Origin of the sequence: Thermanaeromonas sp. C210 (genome assembly GCF_013167955.1) — a bacterium.
Taxonomy (GTDB): domain Bacteria; phylum Bacillota; class DSM-521; order Neomoorellales; family Neomoorellaceae; genus UBA12545.
In genome coordinates, this window is record NZ_BLWF01000003.1 from 546400 (window position 1) to 561673 (window position 15274).

18 protein-coding genes and 2 pseudogenes are annotated in these 15274 nt (G+C 51.6%); 17 read left to right on the forward strand and 3 right to left on the reverse strand.

Annotation, left to right across the window (positions count from 1 at the left end; translation table 11 throughout):
- Positions 1 to 3 precede the first annotated feature (3 nt).
- The 7 genes from TAMC210_RS10055 to TAMC210_RS13550 all read left to right on the forward strand — a co-directional run bounded on the left by TAMC210_RS10055 (position 4) and on the right by TAMC210_RS13550 (position 6204).
- Positions 4 to 1950 (forward strand): GmrSD restriction endonuclease domain-containing protein, encoded by a 1947-nt coding sequence (locus TAMC210_RS10055; protein WP_173298658.1) that lies wholly within the window; start codon positions 4 to 6, stop codon positions 1948 to 1950.
- A 69-nt stretch (positions 1951 to 2019) separates the two neighbouring features.
- A complete protein-coding gene (locus tag TAMC210_RS10060) occupies positions 2020 to 2277 on the forward strand; it encodes an AbrB/MazE/SpoVT family DNA-binding domain-containing protein (protein WP_173298659.1) in 258 nt (85 codons plus the stop codon).
- A 102-nt stretch (positions 2278 to 2379) separates the two neighbouring features.
- A complete protein-coding gene (locus TAMC210_RS13355; RefSeq protein ID WP_217267346.1) occupies positions 2380 to 2574 on the forward strand; it encodes a type II toxin-antitoxin system VapC family toxin in 195 nt (64 codons plus the stop codon).
- A 78-nt stretch (positions 2575 to 2652) separates the two neighbouring features.
- Complete coding sequence (locus TAMC210_RS10070) at positions 2653 to 3495, forward strand: hypothetical protein (protein ID WP_173298660.1); 843 nt, start codon at positions 2653 to 2655, stop codon at positions 3493 to 3495.
- A 424-nt stretch (positions 3496 to 3919) separates the two neighbouring features.
- Positions 3920 to 5272 carry a sugar transferase gene (locus TAMC210_RS10075; protein ID WP_173298661.1) on the forward strand — a complete coding sequence of 451 codons (1353 nt, stop codon included), beginning with the start codon at positions 3920 to 3922 and terminating at the stop codon, positions 5270 to 5272.
- Positions 5273 to 5584: 312 nt separating this feature from the next.
- Positions 5585 to 5920, forward strand: a complete 336-nt coding sequence (locus tag TAMC210_RS13955) for an HD domain-containing protein (RefSeq protein WP_373996450.1) — start codon at positions 5585 to 5587, stop codon at positions 5918 to 5920.
- Between the two features lie 143 nt (positions 5921 to 6063).
- A complete protein-coding gene (locus tag TAMC210_RS13550) occupies positions 6064 to 6204 on the forward strand; it encodes a hypothetical protein (RefSeq protein WP_254388636.1) in 141 nt (46 codons plus the stop codon).
- On the opposite strand, the pseudogene TAMC210_RS10090 reads toward TAMC210_RS13550, so the two are convergent.
- Positions 6156 to 6281, reverse strand: a pseudogene (locus tag TAMC210_RS10090) (IS3 family transposase); the annotation flags it as partial. The gene TAMC210_RS13550 and the pseudogene TAMC210_RS10090 overlap by 49 nt on opposite strands.
- Before the next feature lie 88 nt (positions 6282 to 6369).
- Here TAMC210_RS10090 and TAMC210_RS10095 point away from each other — a divergent pair.
- Genes TAMC210_RS10095 through TAMC210_RS10110 form a run of 4 tightly spaced genes read left to right on the forward strand, consistent with a single transcriptional unit; the run spans position 6370 to position 8680 of the window.
- A complete protein-coding gene (locus tag TAMC210_RS10095) occupies positions 6370 to 6606 on the forward strand; it encodes a FitA-like ribbon-helix-helix domain-containing protein (protein WP_173298663.1) in 237 nt (78 codons plus the stop codon).
- Positions 6603 to 7064 carry a type II toxin-antitoxin system VapC family toxin gene (locus TAMC210_RS10100; RefSeq protein WP_173298664.1) on the forward strand — a complete coding sequence of 154 codons (462 nt, stop codon included), beginning with the start codon at positions 6603 to 6605 and terminating at the stop codon, positions 7062 to 7064. The genes TAMC210_RS10095 and TAMC210_RS10100 overlap by 4 nt, the downstream gene beginning before the upstream one ends.
- Complete coding sequence (locus TAMC210_RS10105) at positions 7064 to 7261, forward strand: NAD-dependent epimerase/dehydratase family protein (protein WP_173298735.1); 198 nt, start codon at positions 7064 to 7066, stop codon at positions 7259 to 7261. The genes TAMC210_RS10100 and TAMC210_RS10105 overlap by 1 nt, the downstream gene beginning before the upstream one ends.
- A gap of 51 nt (positions 7262 to 7312) precedes the next feature.
- Positions 7313 to 8680, forward strand: coding sequence for a YecA family protein (locus TAMC210_RS10110; protein WP_173298665.1), 1368 nt, complete (start codon positions 7313 to 7315; stop codon positions 8678 to 8680).
- Between the two features lie 54 nt (positions 8681 to 8734).
- Here the strand turns inward: TAMC210_RS10110 and TAMC210_RS13960 are convergent.
- Positions 8735 to 8929 (reverse strand): annotated as a pseudogene (locus TAMC210_RS13960) (DUF4351 domain-containing protein).
- 257 nt (positions 8930 to 9186) lie between these two features.
- Between TAMC210_RS13960 and arcC the strand changes: the two are divergent.
- The 3 genes from arcC (at position 9187) to TAMC210_RS10130 (ending at position 12251) form a co-directional block, all read left to right on the forward strand.
- Positions 9187 to 10125 (forward strand): carbamate kinase, encoded by a 939-nt coding sequence (gene arcC, locus TAMC210_RS10120; RefSeq protein ID WP_173298667.1) that lies wholly within the window; start codon positions 9187 to 9189, stop codon positions 10123 to 10125.
- A 173-nt stretch (positions 10126 to 10298) separates the two neighbouring features.
- On the forward strand, positions 10299 to 11126 hold the full coding sequence (locus tag TAMC210_RS10125; RefSeq protein WP_173298668.1) for a DUF2877 domain-containing protein: 828 nt from the start codon (positions 10299 to 10301) through the stop codon (positions 11124 to 11126).
- 309 nt (positions 11127 to 11435) lie between these two features.
- The gene (locus TAMC210_RS10130) at positions 11436 to 12251 is read left to right on the forward strand and encodes a hypothetical protein (RefSeq protein ID WP_173298669.1); all 816 of its coding nucleotides are present in this window, start codon (positions 11436 to 11438) and stop codon (positions 12249 to 12251) included.
- Here the strand turns inward: TAMC210_RS10130 and TAMC210_RS10135 are convergent.
- The gene (locus tag TAMC210_RS10135; protein ID WP_173298416.1) at positions 12214 to 13503 is read right to left on the reverse strand and encodes an IS256 family transposase; all 1290 of its coding nucleotides are present in this window, start codon (positions 13501 to 13503) and stop codon (positions 12214 to 12216) included. The genes TAMC210_RS10130 and TAMC210_RS10135 overlap by 38 nt on opposite strands.
- 19 nt (positions 13504 to 13522) lie before the next feature.
- Between TAMC210_RS10135 and TAMC210_RS10140 the strand changes: the two genes are divergently transcribed.
- The 3 genes from TAMC210_RS10140 (at position 13523) to TAMC210_RS10150 (ending at position 15154) form a co-directional block, all read left to right on the forward strand.
- Positions 13523 to 13915: a helix-turn-helix domain-containing protein gene (locus tag TAMC210_RS10140; protein ID WP_173298670.1), complete on the forward strand. Its 393-nt coding sequence runs from the start codon at positions 13523 to 13525 to the stop codon at positions 13913 to 13915.
- 347 nt (positions 13916 to 14262) lie between these two features.
- On the forward strand, positions 14263 to 14574 hold the full coding sequence (locus TAMC210_RS10145; RefSeq protein WP_254388621.1) for a hypothetical protein: 312 nt from the start codon (positions 14263 to 14265) through the stop codon (positions 14572 to 14574).
- The gene (locus TAMC210_RS10150; protein ID WP_173298672.1) at positions 14534 to 15154 is read left to right on the forward strand and encodes a nucleotidyl transferase AbiEii/AbiGii toxin family protein; all 621 of its coding nucleotides are present in this window, start codon (positions 14534 to 14536) and stop codon (positions 15152 to 15154) included. Before TAMC210_RS10145 ends, TAMC210_RS10150 begins: the two co-directional genes overlap by 41 nt.
- The last annotated feature ends 120 nt before the right edge of the window (positions 15155 to 15274 follow it).

Consider the following 15274-nt stretch of genomic DNA (forward strand, 5'->3'; position numbering starts at 1 on the left):
CTTTTGAAAATCGCTACTATCCTCGACCAGATCGATTTGGGAAGCATGGCCCTGCCCGAGTTTCAACGGGGGTATGTATGGAACCGCGACCAGGTGCGCGGCCTGATGCAGTCCCTTTACCGCCGCTATCCCATCGGAAGCCTCCTGGTGTGGGTCACACGTTCGGAGGGCGCCGCTTCTAGAGGTGACCAAGCCCCGGCCCCGGGAGTGGTAAAACTTTTGCTCGACGGCCAGCAGCGGATAACCACCCTTTACGGGATCATCAGGGGCAGGCCGCCCCGGTTTTTCGACGGCAACGCCCAGGCCTTCACCGGCCTTTATTTTCACCTGGAGGATGAAGTCTTCGAGTTCTATATGCCTACTAAAATGAAAGACAACCCCCTCTGGGTGAATATCACCGAGCTCATGCAGGCCGGGGTGGGCAAGTTCATCGGCCGGCTGTACGCTGTGCCGGAGCTGGCGAACCGGATGGAGGTCTATATCCAGCGCCTGACTGCTATTGATGGGATCAAGAATATAGACCTGCATGTGGAAGAGGTGACCGGCGAGGACAAGACCATTGACGTGGTGGTGGACATCTTTAATCGGGTCAACAGCGGCGGCACCAAGCTTTCCCAGGGCGACCTGGCCCTGGCCAAGATCTGCGCCGCATGGCCGGAAGCCAGGCAGGCCATGAAGGAGGTGCTTGTCGGCTGGGAAAAGGCCGGTTTCCACTTCAACCTCGACTGGCTGCTGCGTAATATCACCACCATCCTCACCGGGGAGGCTTCTTTTTCCGCTTTAAAAGATGTAAATGCGCCGCAGTTTCAAAAGGGTCTTGTCCTGGCCCAGGATGCCTGCAACTACCTGTTGAATATGATTTCCGGCCGCCTGGGCCTCGACCATGACCGGGTTCTGGGCGGGCGCTATGCCTTTCCGGTGATGACCAGGTATCTTGTCCTGCGGGGCGGCAAGCTGAAGGATGCCAGGGAGCGCGACCGCCTTCTGTACTGGTACGTTCACAGCTTCCTCTGGGGCCGCTTTGCCGGCTCCACGGAAACTGTTTTGAATCAGGACCTAAAAGTCCTGGAGCCGGTGGACGGTGCCCTGGACCGGCTGATCGAGCAGCTCCGCCTCTCCCGGGGCAGCCTCACCATCCGGCCGGAAGACTTTGCCGGGTGGAGCCTGGGTGCCAGGTTTTATCCCATGCTTTATCTTTTGACCAGGGTTTACGGCGCCCGGGACTGGTGCAGCGGCGTGCCCCTTTCGGCGAATCTGCTGGGCAAACTCAATGCCCTGCAGGTGCACCACATCTTTCCCAAGGCCCTTCTTTATGAACATGGTTACCAGAAGGCGGAGGTCAACGCCATTGCCAACCTCTGCTTTCTCACCCAGGGAGCCAACCTGGCCATTAGCGACAGGAGGCCTGAGGTTTATTTAGAGGAAGTGGAAAAGAGGTTCCCGGGGGCCCTGGCCTCTCAGTGGGTGCCCCTGGACCGGGAGCTCTGGCGGGTGGAAAACTACAGGGAGTTTCTCGCTGAGCGGCGGCGCCTTTTGGCTGCAGCGGCCAATCGTTTCGTGGAGGAGCTGCTTAACGGTTCGCCTGCCGCCCCGGCCGCGGTCAGCTATTCGACAACTTTAGAGGCGGCCCCGGCGCCCATGGCGGCGGATGACGAAGAAATCGGCGCCCTGCTGGAATGGCTGCAGGCAAACAAACTTCCCAGGCCGGAGCTTGATTTTGAAATATGCGGCCCTGCCGGGGAGGTGCTGACTGTTGTGGACCTGGCCTGGCCTAACGGGGTGCAGGAGGGCTACAGCCAGCCGGTAGCCCTGGTCCTGCAGGAGGATAGGGAGCAGAATAGGATTCTAAATCAGTTGGGCTATCGCTATTTTAACAGCGCAAAAGACTTGCGGGCTTATTTGGAAAAGCTGGTAGGAATCGCCGGTGAAGAGGAAGAGGTGGGGCATTAAGGTTATCTTTACATATAAATCGATCTTCTTTACAATAAAATTAGAGTAAAGGTAATTGAAGTGGTTATTATGCCTATCGCTAAGATATCATCGAAAGGCCAGGTAACCATCCCGGCAGAAATACGCAAGTTTTTAGGCGTCGCACCGGGCTCACATCTTCGCTTTATAATAAAGGAAGGTACCGTACAGATTGAAAAAGGTAGTCATGACATAGCCGCCCTGAAAGGCAGCGTACCGGTAGAGGGGGAACAGGATTTTTTGAAGGCACGTCATCAGGCCATGGAAGAGGTTGCCATAGAGATTGCAAGGGAAGGCAAGAGTGATTGACGCCAACATCATCCTACGTTTTCTTGTGAATGACGATCAGTTAAAAGCTGAACGATGTTCTGCCCTTTTACAAAGGGTTGAAGACGGGGTAGAGGAAGTTTTTTGTTTTCTCTTCGTGGCATGCGTCTTTCCAGCAAGTCGGTGGCCAGGAAAGCTCCCGAGTGGTATGTAGAAAAGAATGTTGATTGGACGGATGCCTTCGTTGCTGCTAAAATGGCAGCGGGAAAGAAGCCGGAGATATATTCTTACGATCGTCATTTTGATAAGTTTCCGGAAATTAAAAGAATTGAGCCCTGACATACTACGGCTAAACCGGATAAGGCGACCGTTAGAGCGCGTATCGTGGGATAGAACATTTTTTGCCGGAGGGTTTTTATGGGCACGTGCATTTACTGCGGAAAGCCGGCCGGATTTCTTCGTAAAAAGCACCGGGAGTGCGCGGAGAAGCGCGACCGGGGCTGGGCCGAAATGGTCAACCTGGCCAAAGACGCTGCCCTGGGAGAAAGTCCCGAAGGCACGCTGGAAACCCTTGCCGGCCGGCTGGAAGAAGTGGCCCGGGAGAGTTTTATCCCGCCGGAACAGGTGCGGGATGCATTAATTGCCGGGTGGGAGAAGGCGGTAAACCACTTTCTGGAGGACGGCAACCTGGATGCCCAGGAAGAAAACAGGCTGGCCCAGTTCGCCAGGCATTTTGACTTCACCCAGGAAGACCTGGACAGAAACGGCTTCTATACCCGGTTCGTCAAGGGCGCAGTGCTAAGGGAGCTTATGGAAGGCAAGGTTCCTTCCCGCTTCCACCCGGTAGGGGAGTTGCCCTTTAACTTTCAAAAGAGCGAGGCCCTCATCTGGGCCTTTAACGATGTGGCCTACTATGAAGAAAAAACCCGGCGGGGATATGTGGGCGGGAGCCACGGGGTAAGTTTTAGGATTGCCAAGGGGGTATATTACCGGGTCGGCTCTTTCCGGGGCCGGCCGGTGGAAATAACGGAAAAGGTGTTGGTAGACAGGGGGATCCTCGCGGTGACTACCAAACACCTCTATTTCCAAGGGGCCAAGAAGGCTTTTCGCGTGCGGTGGGACAAAGTGGTTTCCTTTATGCCGTACTCGGATGGTATTGGGATCCAGAGGGATGCGACCACGGCCAAACCCCAGTTCTTTGTTACCGGTGACGGCTGGTTTACTTACAACCTGCTAGCTAATATCGCCAACTTGGGCTAGCTTCCATTGGTAAACACCTTAGCCAAATAGAAACTTTCCAGGGCCGTACGACGGGTTCGGGCGGCCTTTTCTATATCCTTATGCCCGCAGGATGTTTGCCGCGTGATGTATTTTAGGAGCTGCTGGCCTAGTTTTTATACCCTTGTGCCCGGTAGAGGCCCTGGCTATAGTTCACCGTTACCTCCAGCCGCCTAAGAAGGAATATTTACCACTGTTGTCGAAACTTGATAGAAGTATCCTGGTGGTAACGTTGTAAAGCAAGGGGTTGCGGGTTATGCCGGGAAGAGGGCGCATGCTTTTGATTTATTTGGATAATAGGGCGGGCTGGCGGCAAGCCTGCTGGGTAAAAAGAAGGAATATTTTTTTCTAGTGTAGAAATTTACGTCACGTATATAGGGTCCACCGTGGGGGAGGGTTGCAGGCCTTGCGCTGGACGAAGCTGGTCAAGATCCTGGGGGACCTCTTTATTATTAACTTTAGCTTTTATTTGGCTTTTTTAATACGTTTTGAGGGCCGGATTCCCACTGTTAACTGGCAGGCCTACTGGACGTCGGCCATCTGGATTACCTTGGTGGCCTTCATTCTTTTTTACAGCTACGGTCTTTATGTCGGCGGCCGCCACCAGTGGATAGAGATTTTCGCGGCTCTGGTATGGGTTGTTGTCTTAACCTCCCTTTTCGGCATTGCCCTATCTTACATGCTGCAGAAATATACCTTTCCCCGCTCGGTTTTCATTTTAACGGCGCCGCTGCAACTTTTGCTTTTAAGTGCCTGGCGGTATGGCCTATGGCGCTATAGCATCTGGCGCCAAGGAGTCTTAACCCTGGTAGTTGTGGGGCCACACGAAGCAGCTTCTGCTCGGGCTCGCCAGCTTCACAGCGATGGGGGGCGCCTCTACCGGGTTGTCGGGCTGGTAGTTGAGCCCGGAGCCGCGCCCGCCCCTGGCGACTTGGAGGTTCCGGTACGCGGTACATATGAGGAGCTAGGAAAAATTCTGGATGAAAGCAGGCCCAGGGCGGTTATGCTCTGCGACGGCCTCCCCTTGGAGCAGCGAGAGAGGATGCTGCGGGAAGTCACCGCCCGCAATTTGGCCGTCTTTATCGTTCCCGACATCTATGAAATACTCCTCTCCCAGTCACGGATGGGACACCTCGACGGTATACCTATTCTAAGGGTGGACGGTTTTACATATGCACCTTCGGGTGCCTGGAAGCGCATTTTTGATATAGCTTTGTCTTTATTCCTGGGCGTAGTTGCCGTACCTCTGATTTTGCTGGCCGCCGTTGCCATAAAAATAGAATCCCCCGGAGGCCCGGTATTTTACCGCCAATGGCGGGTGGGACAGGGAGGCCGGGTGTTCCGGCTGATCAAGCTGCGGACCATGGTCCCCGACGCGGAAAAGTTAACAGGTCCGGTCCTCGCTACGGCAGAAGACCCTCGCGTAACCCGAGTGGGCAGGGTTTTAAGGGCTACCCGCATTGACGAGTTGCCGCAGCTCTGGAACGTTCTAAAAGGGGAAATGAGCTTTATTGGCCCCAGGCCGGAGCGGCCGGTTTTTGTGGAGCAGTTTAAAAAAGAAGTGCCGGGTTACGACTGGCGGCACCGGCTGCCGGTGGGCATCACAGGGCTGGCCCAAATTTTAGGACGCTACAGCACCACCCCGGCGGACAAGCTTCGTTATGATCTACTCTACGCTAAAACCCTTTCACCGCTGAATGATGTCCAGATTTTGTTACATACCTTGAAAGTTATGCTCATTCGCGACAAGGCTTCGTAAATTCCGTTCGACCCCGTGGGGCTTGAGCGCTTCCTGGCCCTTATTTCCCTGCCCAGCTGGCGGGCGGACATGGTCGGGGTGGAGGAGCTCTTACGCCTGGTGCTGCCGGGTTTCCGGAGGGAGTAAACTTGTCCTTGAAGAGGTAGAGAAGCAGTAACAGCAAGTGGTGAAGGTTAGAATGGCTGAGAGTAAATTATTCCGAGACCCTGTACATGGGTATATCGTTGTACCAAAGGAATTTATGGCACTAGTTACGACAAAGGAGTTTCAGCGGTTAAGGCGGATCCGCTAGCTTGGCCTCTCCTTTCTTACATATTACGGTGCCGAACATTCTCGTTTTGCCATTCCCTTGGCGTCTTTCACCTATTTGTAAGATTGGAGACCGAGCTCGAACACAAAGGATTCCAGTTTTCTGAGGAAGAAAAGCTACTAGGTCGTTGTCTCGGGCTCCTGCACGATATAGGGCATGGCCCGCTGTCACATGTCCTAGAAGGTATAATGACTCCAGATAAAAGGCATGAAACCTGGGCTATAGAAATTATCACGGCTCCCACAGAAATCCGGTGCGTTCTAGAAAGCATGGACTCGGGGGGTTGCCCAAAAAGATATGTCAAGTATTCCAAGGTGATCCTCAATGGCAGCTGGTAAAAAATATCATTTCCTCGCAACTTGATATAGACCGTATGGACTACCTTTTGCGTGATGCCTTGATGACGGGGGCTAGTTACGGGCATTTTGACTTGAGTAGGCTATTGGCAGCTCTCGAGTTAAACGATAGACAAACCAACTTGATGGTAAGTCATAAGGGGTTCATGGCCGCAGAGCAATTCGTTTTTGCCCGCTATTATGCCTACTGGCAAATATACTTTCACAAGACCACGAGGTCCATGATGGCTACCAGGTACATCCAGCCCCGGACTAGCCTGATGTAGGTGATGTCTATACCCCAGACCTGGTTGGGGTAAGCAATAGAAAGGCCTCGCAACAAGTAGGGATATACTCTATGCTCATGGTTTCTTTTGCCCTGTCAGGGTTGCTGTTGTAGGCGGCAAATGTTATAATGATGCTATCAAAATGATAGCAAGGGGGTGCCGGCTTTGCCCGACGTCCTTATCCGCAATGTGTCCAGGGAGGTTTTAGCTACTTTAAAGCAGCGGGCTGCCGCTAAAGGCAGGTCTTTACAGGCGGAACTGCATAAGATTTTGGAAGAAGCCGCGGGTGAAAAAGGCCTGGACGGCACCAAGCTGGCTGCCGAGATAAGGAAGCAGCTGCAGGCAAAAGGGAAAGGCTACAGCGACAGCGTCGATTTAATCAGAGAGGACAGGGAAAGGTGAAGAAGATATTTATCGTAGACGCCAGCGTCGCTGTAAAGTGGTACATTCCTGAACCCCAATCGGAGTTGGCAGTAGAGCTTCTGGATAGGGCGGCCAAAGGCGACTGCCGTTTATGGGCGCCGGAATTGATTTTCGCGGAAATAGGCAATGTCCTCTGGAAAAAGTGCATGCGCGGCGAAATTGACGAAGAAGATGCCCGCAAGATATTGGGGGCCATAGCTCAAAAATTCCCTGCCAGCGTTGCTGAAATCCGTCCCCTGCTTCCCGCGGCTTTTGAGATTGCTTGCTTCTACAGGCGGACGCTGTATGACAGCGTATATATCGCCCTGACCGTGGCCAAAAACGGGGTGTTTCTCACGGCTGACGAAAGGCTAGTCAACGCTTTGATGCCCACTTCCCTGGACCCCTTTGTCCGGCTCCTGCAGGATTACATAAAAACCCAGGACACTGATGAGTGATGCCGACCGTTCCGGAGGAAGCCGTTTTTAACCCCATCAACCCCTACGGCCGGAGCAAGGCCGTGGTGGAAAAGGTGCTGAACGACCTGGCCGCCGCCGGGGGTTTTAACTACGTCTCCCTGCGGTATTTCAACGTCGCCGAGGCCGACCGGGAGGGGAGGATCGGCGGAGGGAAGGAAGACGGCGCAGAAACTTGAAGGGAGTAATTTAGTTCTGAGAAACTGCAGGATTGGTAGGGGTGCTATACAGTGCCAATTTACCGGGTTGAAAGAAATGACGATTGTCCCTGCGGCAGCGGCCGGAAATATAAAAAGTGCTGCCTTTCCCGGGTGGAAGAAGCCACTCGCCTTTTGCAGCGGGCTGTTGGGCCGGGAGTATACACCGCCACCGAGAGGGAGGTTATTACTACCCTGGGTTTCCAGTGTGGCCTTGCCATGGGTGAAGGGGGAACGCCTCCCGATCCTGAACGGTTGGGGCGGCTGTTAATAGAAGCCTGGGAGGAAGAGGAGAAGGCATTAGAAACCTCTGGGCCGGGAGGTCTGGAAATCCTGATCAACCGCTTACAAAAATTGCTGAAGGCCAAAGAACATCTCCGCTCTATCCGCATTCCCGGTGATTTGTTGCTGGAACTTGAACGGGCACAAGACGAGGGCGAAGAGCACTTAAAGAGATTCATCCGACGGCTTTCGGCAGAACTTGCTGCCCGCGACGATTTTGTTTTTGAAGCTATCTACTCTATGGCCTATTCCCTGCACCATGAAAACTACGCAGATGGAGAGCTAAAAACCTTTCTTATCGGTTTAGGGTGGTTCGTTGATGATAATACCCGGGACTTTTTCAACACGGCCGTTATAAGGGCGACGGCAGAAGAATTGGAAGAAGCCGAGGATACAATAGAAGAGATCGCGAAGGAAATCGGGGAAGGCAGCGAAGAAGAAGCCCAAAATAAAATAATGGACCTCTTGGAAGGGAATTTGGTTTACGGTGAATATTTATACACGAAATTATTGCCGCAGGTCCGACCTGTTCTGAAGGCCATCAGGGAAGGGAGGATAAAGCTGATTTTGCCCCTGTACGCAGTGATCCAGGGCCTCTACGGTTTTCTTATCAATGCGGTCGCCCTATTGCCGCTGGAGTTCCTTAAGAAGGCCATCGATGAAGATATGTGGGGTTTCGGCTGGGTTAGGGAATGCCTGTGGGAAAAGAAGGAGGCCGAATGCTTTTGGCCCGAACTTGTCCGGATTTTAAAAGAACAGGCAGACCGGACGGAGGATAAGGAGCTGGCCGGGGCGGTCGAAAAACTAATCTTTTTGGTGAATATAGGTGTGGGGATAGAGAAGCCGGGTTTGGTTGAAATGCTTTACCTGATAAGTATATATAACTTTTTTGCCCATATGCCCGTTACTTTAGACGGTACCAATATGAGTGTGCGCGAGCCTGAGGACCTGTTTGACGAAAAGCTCATAGCCGGGTATACCGAGTGGTTAAAGGCTCAGGGCCGGGAAAGGGAAGCGGAATACCTCTGGAGCCAGTTCGAGGCCCTGGCCCGGGAGGCCAGGGAAAAATGCGAAGCCGGCATCGCCCGCCTGGCAGAGATGCTGTCAGCTGTTAAGTAAGGGTGTTAAACGCTAAAGGCCGGCCCGGGGGAAACCGGCCGGCCTGGGAAAGGTTCAATGTTTTATAGTAAGAATTTTGAGCAGCTCATCCTGACTTGATATGTCCAGTATCTTTTCCGCCAGCCCATCGAGTTCCTCCACGGACAAAGTCTTTATCTTCCCTTCCACTTATGAAGACACACTGCCCAGCCGTTTCCTTAACAGCCTCAGGATTATTTCCTGCCTGCCTTCCTGCCTGTCGGCCGTTATATATCCAGCTTAATCCAACTAAGGAAATTTTTCAAGCTATGCTGTCGATTAAAGGCATGGGCTTCGGGGAAAAGGAGTTCCATAAATGGCTGGGTGGTGTGTGTTCATAAGAGCGCCCCAGCTTTTTGTATGTTTACTATAAAGGACTCTTTCTCCTTGAAAATGTAATATTTATGACTAAGCCTCGAAATCTTGACGTCCTTGGGGCTAAAGCATATGACGAATTTTAGATGTAAAGGGGGAGCATAAGACAAGATATGGACAAGCTGGCTGTAATAGCCATTGGCGGCAATTCCTTAATTAAAACGAAAGGGCAAGTTGATTTAAAGTCTCAGCTGGAAACGGTAAAAGAAACATGCCATAACATTGCTGAACTAGTCGAGCAGGGCTGGAATGTAGCCATTACCCACGGGAACGGTCCCCAGGTCGGTTTCCTAATTCGCAGGGCTGAACTGGCTGCTCAGGAGCTACCCCTGATACCCCTTGAATTTGCCGTGGCCGATACCCAGGGGGCCATCGGCTATATGATTCAACAGTCCCTCATTAATGAATTTCGCCGACGTGGCATAAGAAGAGAGCCGGTTACTGTAGTCACCCAAGTGGTAGTAGATAGTAACGATCCAGCCTTTCAAAACCCCAGCAAACCTATTGGTTCCTTTATGACCAGGGAAGAAGCGGAGCGGCATAAGCAGGAAGATGGCTGGACTTTAGTTGAGGATGCCGGGCGCGGTTGGCGGCGGGTAGTACCCTCGCCGGAACCGCGGGCCATTGTGGAAAGCGCGGCCATCAGGGACTTAATTACCAATGGCTACATTGTTATCTGCGTTGGCGGGGGCGGGATCCCTGTGATAGAAAAGGATGGCCGGCTGGAAGGAATAGCTGCCGTCATTGACAAGGATTATGCCTCAGCGCTCTTGGCTACCGAAATTAAGGCCGATATGCTGGTTATCTCTACCGGGGTAAGCAAGGTGGCCATTAATTTTGGCCAGCCCGACCAGAAGGAACTGGATCTCCTGACGGTGCCGGAGGCAGAGGCCTACCTGGAGGCGGGACACTTCCCACCGGGGAATATGGGGCCTAAAATTATGGCGATTTTGCGGTACCTCAGAAATAATGGTGGCCAGGGCATAATTACTTCACCGGAGGCCATAGTTGCTGCGGTGGCAGGAAAAGCCGGGACCAGGATAGTGCCATAAAACATGAGGGTCAAGATTAAAAAGGGAAGTGTGGAAGGGGGACGGGTGGGATTTATTCTTTTACGGCAACCTGTGCTGGCTGGCGCTTTTACCGGTTGTTGCAGCCCGGCCTGAGAGGCAAAGGGTCGGGAAGGCACCGGTTAAACTTTAGTGTCCACAGCGTTTTTCACCGGGTGTTGAACCTCTACCAGGAAGAAAGGTTATTTTCCCTGGTATGCCGGGGTACGGGCAACGCGCCAGGCTTTCTCGTTATTGATCTCCCGGAAAATATGGATTTTACAACCCTGGGCCTGCGGCGGGGTATGTCAGTTAGCCTAGAGGGAGAATGGCTGGTGGTAGGAGAAGTTCTGGCCGTGGACTGCCGGTGCGTGCGGTTATGGCCAGGACGAGACCGGGCGGCTTTGACCTGGGACAGGGAAAATTTGCCACCCAATAATCTACAGGCATTACAGGCAGCAATTTGCCACTGGGGAACCAGGGGCGGGATGAAGGACATAATCGACCATTACGAAGGCCATCCCCTGGCCGCCTCCCTCAATCTCCTGGCCAGGGGCTTGTGTTACGGCCGGGTAGATGACCTAGCAGCGGCCGTGGTTGGTATCTTGGGCTATGGTCCGGGCCTGACCCCTGCAGGGGATGATTTAGTTGTGGGCCTTGCGGCCGCGGCCGGTGTCGGAGCAGAGTACCAGGTTTACCTCCCCCTGTTACGACAGGCAATAATTGATAACCTCGACCGTACCACTTCCCTGAGTGCCCATATTCTACGCCAGGTCCTGGCGGGTGATTATCACGAGTATTTACAGGAGGTACTGTACAGTGTTACTCGGGGGACGCCGGAAAATGTAACTGTAGCCGTACGAAACTTGATGGGGTTAGGGGCCACCTCGGGAACGGATATAGCTACAGGCCTTTACCTGGCTTTTCTCTGGCAATTAGAGAGCAGGCCTGGTATCTACGAAGAGTATAGGCAAAATGCCGGCCAGAACCTCAGTCAAAGCTAATAGCTATTTTGAGTTCGTCATGTTAATGCGTATCTCCAGGCAAGTAGCGCCCCTAGCACAGGTAGAAGACGTCCTGGTGGACATGGCAAAAGATATCAGTAAACCGGCTGCTCAGCGGGCCCAATAGTATATGGCTAACTTACGTTTGGCGCGACATCCCAATAATTCGCTTTTTTGCCATTCTTTTATAATTATAGAAAGTATGTTGGTGTCGAGTCATAAGATGAAGTCAGAGGTTTCATTAATGGATACCAAAGGTTCAAGAATGTACTTTGAAGAACATACGTAAATAGACAAGGAGGGCCAGAAATGTTTTTGAAAGCAGAAATAAGGAAAGGTGAATATTACGATTCCGTTAAATTGATGTTAGTTACCCAGCAACTATCTAGTATGGACGGCATCGAAGAAGCCGCCGTTCAGATGGGGACAAATCTGAATAAAGAAGTCCTTAGAAATATGGGGATGCTAGCTCCAGAATTAGAAGAGGCAACGGCCGATGACTTAATGATTAGCATTAAGGGGATAAGTGAAAAAGCGGTTGATCAGGCACTGAAGCAGGTTGATTTGCTTTTAAGCCAACGCGGCAGCAAAGATGAATCATATGATTATCGGCCCAGATCATTTGACGCGGCTATGAAGGCTTGCCCAGACCTGAATCTGTGTATAATTTCTGTCCCCGGCCGTTATGCCAAAAGGGAAGCCATGAAGGCTCTGGAAAAAGGCCTCCATGTAATGCTTTTTAGTGACAACGTAGCTCTTGAAGACGAATTGGAACTTAAAATTTATGCCCGCAATCACAATCTCTTACTTATGGGGCCTGATTGCGGGACGGCGATGCTTAATAATATTCCCCTGGGGTTCGCCAACAAAGTCAGGCGTGGGAAAATAGGGATTGTCGGCGCTTCCGGGACAGGAACCCAGGAAGTAATGACCCTTATTCATAAACGAGGTGGGGGAGTCAGTCATGCTATTGGTACCGGCAGCCGGGACTTAAGATCGGAAATTGGCGGAATAACGACGCTACAGGGCTTGGAAGGAGCATGTCCTAAACGTCGTGGAATTTTGGTGGCGCCCTCTTTCGCGTTTTTTAAGCCGTTTTCACCCTCCTGGAAGTCTCTGGAGTAGTAATGACTTCCAGCAAAGCCGTGGCCAATAAGGGTAACTCTCGGTATCCTTTGATGCGGTTAAACCCCTTCTCGGCCTGAAGCAGTCCAGCTGCAGCCCAGCGCAAAACCTGCATCCCATTTCGCCACCTCTTTACGTTCCGGGTAACAACCCTGACCTTGTCAAAGGCCGTCTCTATTACATTCGTTGACCGTAAAGTTTTCCACAGGGTTTCGGGTAGACCTAGACGGGTAACGGTCAGCGTCTCCTCTAATCCCTCCCGCAGGCTCCTCGCTGCCCCAGGGTACTTATCTTCAAGGGCATCAGCTAGCCTATTTAGTTCCGTTAAAGCCTTATGATAATCCTTTTCTGACCAGGCTTGCTCTAGCTTCTTACCCACCCATTCTTGGGCTCCTTTGGGCAGGTGTTCTAAGACGTTCCGCTTCTTATGCACCTGGCACCTCTGTACTACGGCCCGATTACCAAAAACTTCTTTAACCGCCGCCCTTAAAGCTTTGGAGCCGTCTATGACCACCAGTATACCCTCTTCCACCTTTAGGCCGCGTTCTACAAGGTTGGTAAGAAGAGACCTACAGACTGCAGCATTCTCTGTAGCCCCTTCCCATAAGCCCAAGACCTCTTTTTCGCCTTTGTCAGTGATGCCTAAAGCAGCTACCACTGTATGCCCGGCAAACACAACCCCATCAATTACCAGAACCAAGAAACGTTTGTCTCCCAAAGGCCTGCTTAGCAGCTCCTCTAAGGCCTTACGGGTAGCGTAGATAAATCGCCGGCTTATGGTGCTCTTGGAAGTCCCATGAACAGGTAATTCTTCTCCTATGGGTTCAAGGCTATGCTTATAGTGCCTTATGGATAACCCGTAAAGTATATGCTCTAGAACTGTCTCAGTTATGAACCTTTCATCCTGGAAGGCTTCATAGGTTTTAAGTTTTACTTCTCTGCCGTTTATGGCGCGCACCCGGGGACGCCGGATCGCCACCTTTCGCCCCCCTAACACCACGCTACCTTTCTCGCTCCCATGACGTCTAGCTGTGCGCTCCGGATTGTGCTTTCCTTTGGGTCCCGCTATCTCAGTTACTTCGGCCTCCATCATGGATTGAACCACATCCAAGCCTACGGCAACGGAAAGGGCTAAGAGCCCTTCCTTGGCTTTACCTATGATCTCCCTTAAGGATACTTGTACATGGTCAGGTAAGTTAGGAAAGCCTCCGGAGGATATTGGGTTTTCTTTTGACTTGTGATATACTGGCATTGGTGGCGGTTACCTCCTTTTGTATGGATTGTCCACCTCTGTTATATCACAGAGGATTGAGGGACCGCCACCTTCATTTTCCACGATTTTTGGGACAACGCCTGACAAGGTTAATCAGGAAGACATCAGAGATATTAAGAATATTCTTGGTCCGTTATTGGAGTATGATAAGAGCAAGGGAAGCAATTTAATGGAGACATTAGTAGAGTATTTTAGATGCGGAAATAATATAAAACAGATGGCCAAAAAGCTATATATACATTATAATACAGCTATATATAGGATCGAGCTAATTCAAAAGCTGCTAAATGTCGATTTGAATAATCCTGATGATAGGTTTAATATCCAACTGGCTTTAAAACTAACCTCCCTTGATCGGGCAGGCCTTAGCAGACGGGAAGATACTCTATGAGAAGGGCACCCGCTAAAGAGGCGCCCAGCGGGTCGAACCCAGGCCCAACTCATTAATAAAACGTTCCAGGTCAACCAAGTTTTCTCGTAAGATTAAAATTCAAAGCCTAACACCTCTTTTAGATAACGTTTGAAAGGAGGACATATGAGAAAAAACTAGCATAAGCATTTTCATCTCTGCAGAATAGAAGTTGTCCCTTCTTAAGGACATTATAGGCGAAGGGGAGAGGAGAACGGTTTAAAACCCGCACGTCCACCGGCAGCCCGCACAACCCCCTCCAAGGCAGCCCTGTTTAGGCGCACCACTTGTTGTTCTTTCCATAAATAGGTGTTACAATAGAAACGATAATGAATAAGGTGATAACTATGGTTGAAGGCACCATTAATGCCCAAACGGCGGATTATTTGCCGGAAGAAAAGTTGGCCCGGATGTTAAAGAATATGGAGTTCAGTGAAAAATACATGGCGCACGTGTTCAACTTTTTTACCGATGTGCCCCTGCAGGATATAGTCAAATTTATAACTAGGCATAACATCCCGGAGGCTACCCTGCTAAAGTATTACCAGGCGTACGTCCAGGCCTTTTACCGCAACAGGGAACTTGAGGAGATGCTGGAATATGTGGAAGGAACTCCTGACGAGGGCAGTTCACATTCTTGAGGCCTCAAGAATCCCGGAAGACGAGTGGACCTGGGGCGGGGGTACCGCCCTTGCCTTTTATTTCCGGCACCGGGAAAGCCGGGATATAGACGTATTCCTCACCGATGCCCAATACCTGCCCCTTCTCAGCCCCCGGTTGAATCGCACTACCCAAGATATGGCCAAGGATTACGTGGAAAGCTCAAATTTCCTTAAGTTGAAGTTCCCGGGGGGCGATGTGGATTTCATAATAGCGCCCCACCTTACCGCCAATTATTTCCTATTAGAGCGGTTCCGGGAGAAAAATATACGGGTGGAGACGCCAGAAGAAATTGTGCTTAAAAAGCTTTTTTACCGGGCCGAAAGTTTGAAGGCCAGGGATATAGTAGACGTCGCGGTGGTCTACGAAAGAAGGGCAAGACATCTTCTTGAGCATGCGTCCCTGTTGGGTACGAAGTTGGAGATAGTAGCCCTTCGATGGAAAAAAATAGAGAGGATATTTCCGCAAGAGGTGGCCGCTCTTCGAATCTTGCAACCGGAGTTAAAGGATAAAGCGGCCGCCCTTTTTGCAAACTTTTTGGAGGAGATTAAGAAGTATTGAGGGAGCTTATGGATCCTTTGTTGCCGAAGCTAAAGGCCGGCCTTAGAAAGGTTCAACACCGTGGTCGAACTGGTCAGGGCCACCCTTAGAGGGGAGGGACCCAGGTTCTGGAACCGCCGG

Coding starts and splice junctions, on each gene's coding strand:
- TAMC210_RS10060 (WP_173298659.1), top strand. CDS start 2,020: ATGCCTATCGCTAAGATATCATCGAAAGGCCAGGTAACCATCCCGGCA.
- TAMC210_RS10070 (WP_173298660.1), top strand. CDS start 2,653: ATGGGCACGTGCATTTACTGCGGAAAGCCGGCCGGATTTCTTCGTAAA.
- TAMC210_RS13550 (WP_254388636.1), top strand. CDS start 6,064: ATGGTAAGTCATAAGGGGTTCATGGCCGCAGAGCAATTCGTTTTTGCC.
- TAMC210_RS10105 (WP_173298735.1), top strand. CDS start 7,064: ATGCCGACCGTTCCGGAGGAAGCCGTTTTTAACCCCATCAACCCCTAC.
- arcC (WP_173298667.1), top strand. CDS start 9,187: ATGGACAAGCTGGCTGTAATAGCCATTGGCGGCAATTCCTTAATTAAA.
- TAMC210_RS10130 (WP_173298669.1), top strand. CDS start 11,436: ATGTTTTTGAAAGCAGAAATAAGGAAAGGTGAATATTACGATTCCGTT.
- TAMC210_RS10135 (WP_173298416.1), bottom strand. CDS start 13,503: ATGCCAGTATATCACAAGTCAAAAGAAAACCCAATATCCTCCGGAGGC.
- TAMC210_RS10145 (WP_254388621.1), top strand. CDS start 14,263: ATGAATAAGGTGATAACTATGGTTGAAGGCACCATTAATGCCCAAACG.
- TAMC210_RS10150 (WP_173298672.1), top strand. CDS start 14,534: ATGTGGAAGGAACTCCTGACGAGGGCAGTTCACATTCTTGAGGCCTCA.